Raw genomic sequence first — 575 nt, 5'->3', positions numbered from 1 at the left:
CCCCTGATTGTTGATAACACCATCAAATTAGTCGAGCTTGAAGTCGACCCACACCAGCCGGTGATCCGAGCTGACTCCCTTGGCGATGCCGAGCTTGGCGTCATATACCAGGTGATAGCCCGGCTCGAAGCTGGCCGGCCAGAACACGCCGGAGGCGACCACGTTCAGGTTGGCGGAGGGCAGCACATGATCGAGCTGCAGGCCGCTGCTGCTGGTGATGCGCTCCGGGGTGGGGCGGTTGTTGTTGCGCTTGCACTGATCCGGCTGGCTGGCGAGGCACTCGGGGCCGCCCTGGCTGACCGGTATGATGGCGCCGTTGGTGACCGCCTGATTGACCAGCACATGGTTGTGCAGATCCTGGATGGCGGTGAGATCCCCATCGCCAATCTGGGGATCGGCGTTGAGATCGCCGGCGATGACGAACTTGGCGCCCTCAGCCAGGCCACCGGCCTTGCCGGCGTCATCCACCATGTAGCTGGCGGTCTCCACGTAGTCCTGCCAGAAGGCGACTTCGGCGCGGTTGTGCTTGACGTTGTGGCGCGCCGCGTTGCCGAAGATGGGCGGGGTCGGGTGGG

1 protein-coding gene is annotated in these 575 nt (G+C 64.3%); it reads right to left on the bottom strand.

The window, feature by feature from the left end; genetic code table 11:
• Positions 1 to 27: 27 nt before the first annotated feature.
• Positions 28 to 575, bottom strand: a 548-nt coding sequence (locus BN1128_RS04475; RefSeq protein WP_042866582.1) for an endonuclease/exonuclease/phosphatase family protein, incomplete at its 5' end; no start/stop codon positions are given.

This window comes from Aeromonas piscicola (assembly GCF_000820005.1).
In the GTDB taxonomy this organism is placed as follows: domain Bacteria; phylum Pseudomonadota; class Gammaproteobacteria; order Enterobacterales; family Aeromonadaceae; genus Aeromonas; species Aeromonas piscicola.
Note: the sequence above shows the minus strand (reverse complement) of the source record. Positions and strands in the feature narration are given on the sequence as shown.